The following is a 3,137-nucleotide window of genomic DNA, read 5'->3' as shown; positions in this document are numbered from 1 at the left end:
ACTCCTGGCGCTCCGGCGACAACCCCCTGCTCTTCGACAGCAACGGCAACGCCAAACCCGCCTACACCTCCGTCCTCAACACACTCAACTCCGCCACGGGCACCGCGACAGGCGGGGCGTCCTCAGGGACGACCAACGGCGGCACGACCAGCGGAACCACGAACGGCGGGACGTCCTCAGGGACGACCGATGGCGGCACGACCAGCGGAACCACGAACGGCGGAACCACCACCGGAGGCACCGGAGGAGGCGCGTGCACGGCGACGTACTCCACCACGAACTCCTGGTCGGGCGGCTACCAAGGGGAGGTCAAGGTCACCGCCGGCAGCGCGGCGATCAGCGGCTGGACGGTCCGCTGGACCCTGTCCAGCGGGCAGAGCATCACCCAGGTCTGGAGCGGGACGCTGTCCACCAGCGGGTCGGCGGCGTCGGTGACCAACGTGTCCTACAACGGCTCGCTCCAGCCCTCGGCCTCCACCACTTTCGGGTTCCTCGCCAACGGCACGCCTTCGACACCTTCGCTCACCTGCTCCTGACGCAGACGTGAGCGTTGGCATGGGGCAACGCTCACAGCGGTGCCGCCCGTTCCTGCTCTCCCCAGCACGTACGACGGGCGGCGCCGCGAGCCACGTACCATCCCGCGCGCGGAAGGCACCACCTGCGACCGGCCCGAACACACCACGTACCACCGGCTCGGGTTCCAGGCTTCCGCGTGCCCTTTTCCCTCGCTGTCGGGTCTCGCGCTCTGCGGTCCTGCCGTTCGAGGGCTCGTATCGCCGTTCCCGACGGCGTACTTCCACGAGACAAGGAGAATGCTGATGTCGTCATCAGCAGTTGCTCAACGTTTCCGCCGGATAAGGCGATGGACGCTGACGGCGGGTGCGTCCGTCGCTCTCGCGGCCGGCGTCATGGTCGGCGGCACACATACCTCGCAGGCGGCCGGTTCCCTCCCATGTGACATCTACCAGTCCGGTGGTACGCCCTGTGTGGCGGCGCACAGTACGACGCGGGCGTTGTACTCGTCGTACAGCGGGCCTCTCTACCAGGTGCGGCGCGCCTCGGACAATGCGACGAAGGACATCGGGCTGCTGAGTGCCGGCGGTTACGCGGACGCGGCCTCGCAGGACTCCTTCTGCTCCGGGACCTCGTGCGTGATCACCGTGATCTACGACCAGTCCGGTCGGAGCAACAACCTGACCCAGGCGCCGGCCGGCAGTGCGGCCGGCGGCCCGGACAACCTCGCCAACGCCACCGCAGCCCCCACCACGGTCGGCGGCCACAAGGCCTACGGCGTGTTCGTCGCCCCCGGCACCGGCTACCGCAACAACCACACCAGCGGCATCGCCACCGGCGACAACCCCGAAGGCATGTACGCCATCTTCGACGGCACCCACTACAACGGCGGCTGCTGCTTCGACTACGGCAACGCCGAGACCGACAGCCGCGACGACGGCAACGGCACCATGGAGGCCATCTACTTCGGCAACATCAAGGTCTGGGGCTACGGTTCGGGCAACGGCCCCTGGATCATGGCCGACCTGGAGAACGGCCTGTTCTCCGGCGTCAACCAGCACCTCAACTCCAACGACCCGACGGTCAACTACCGCTACACCACCGCCATCGTCAAGGGCGCACCGAACCACTGGGCCATCCGCGGCGGCAACGCCCAGTCCGGCGGCCTGTCCACCTTCTACGACGGGGTACGTCCCAACGTCTCGGGCTACAACCCGATGAAGAAGCAGGGCGCCATCATCCTCGGCACCGGCGGCGACAACAGCAAGGGCGCCCAGGGCACCTTCTACGAGGGCGTCATGACCTCCGGCTACCCGTCGGACGCCACCGAGAACGCCGTCCAGACCAACATCAACTCCGTTGCTTACGGTTCCGGCGGTAGCGGTGGTACGGGTACGACGGGCGCGCTGCACGCGGTGGGCGCGGGCAAGTGCCTGGATGTGCCGAACTCCTCGACCACGGCCGGTACGCAGCTGCAGATCTGGGACTGCAACGGCCAGGCCAACCAGAGCTGGACGCGTACCTCCTCGGGCCAGCTGACGGTCTTCTCCGGCGGCTCGCAGCTGTGCCTGGACGCCTACAACAACCAGACCACCGCCGGCACCAAGGTCGAGACCTGGTCCTGCAACGGCGGTGCCAACCAGCAGTGGAGCGTCAACTCCAACGGCACCGTCACCAGCACCCAGTCCGGCCTGTGCCTCGACGTCACGGGAGCCTCCACCGCCAACGGCGCACTCGCCGAACTGTGGACCTGCAACGGCGGCGGCAACCAGCAGTGGAACCTCAGCTGATCCGATCGGCTGACACCCGTGGCCGGCCCACAGCCGGCCACGGGTGCGACCGGGTCGCCCGCGCCGGCCGGCGTCCTGACGATGAGACGAGATAGTCGGGGCGATCAATCCCATCTCCTCTCTCTTCCGACGGTGGCAGCCGGCATGTCGTCAACTGCCTAAAAAGTGAAGAGCCCTGGTGGCTCGGCGTGAATTGAGATAGGCGACGCAGGGGTCTGGACATCGACCAGTCAGCCACCTGTAAATTCATCCCATGCCTCGCGTCATGGCTCATGGCCCAGCCGCGTCGAGGAGCCTTGAGGTTAACGCTAACAAGCTGGTCCTTCCCCCCATATCGCCAAGGACAGACCATGCAGCCTTCATCCGTTCGGTACCGAAGTCCTGCCCTTCTCGCACGCAGCTCGCCGGCGCCCACCGTCATCGCCGTGGTGGCGATGACGGCCGCGATGCTGGCGACGGCGCTTACCCGGCCGCTACCGGCAGCGGCCGCGCCCGTGGCCGGTGCTGCCTCGGGGCGCTGCCTCCATGCCGGCGGCGGCGTCGACACGCAGGGGACCGCACTTCGGATATGGGACTGCAACGGCCGGCCGAACCAGAAGTGGCGGCAGAACTCCGACGGGTCGATCACCGGCGTCCAGCCGGGCCTGTGTCTGGACGCCGACGGGGCCGGCACCGCCGTCGGCAACGCGGCCCAGGCCAACATCGCCGCAGCCGGCTACCGCTGACCACCTCACCCGTGGGGGGTGGGGTAGGTGGTCCTCCGGGACACCACGGAGGACCACCGCAGGGGGGGGGGGGGGGGGGGGGGGGGGGGGGGGGGGGGGGGGGGGGGGG

At 68.5% G+C, this 3,137-nt stretch carries 2 protein-coding genes and 1 pseudogene; all 3 read left to right on the top strand.

The window, feature by feature from the left end:
- Positions 1 to 314: 314 nt before the first annotated feature.
- Positions 315 to 536 (top strand): annotated as a pseudogene (locus V7E46_RS34045) (cellulose binding domain-containing protein); the annotation flags it as partial.
- Positions 537 to 818: 282 nt separating this feature from the next.
- Positions 819 to 2,303 carry an arabinofuranosidase catalytic domain-containing protein gene (locus V7E46_RS33105; RefSeq protein WP_443054425.1) on the top strand — a complete coding sequence of 495 codons (1,485 nt, stop codon included), beginning with the start codon at positions 819 to 821 and terminating at the stop codon, positions 2,301 to 2,303.
- Between the two features lie 434 nt (positions 2,304 to 2,737).
- Positions 2,738 to 3,028: an RICIN domain-containing protein gene (locus V7E46_RS33100; RefSeq protein ID WP_333771862.1), complete on the top strand. Its 291-nt coding sequence runs from the start codon at positions 2,738 to 2,740 to the stop codon at positions 3,026 to 3,028.
- The last annotated feature ends 109 nt before the right edge of the window (positions 3,029 to 3,137 follow it).

Source organism: Streptomyces sp. IBSBF 2435 (assembly GCF_036815005.1).
Classification (GTDB): Bacteria; Actinomycetota; Actinomycetes; order Streptomycetales; family Streptomycetaceae; genus Actinacidiphila.
Note: the sequence above shows the minus strand (reverse complement) of the source record. Positions and strands in the feature narration are given on the sequence as shown.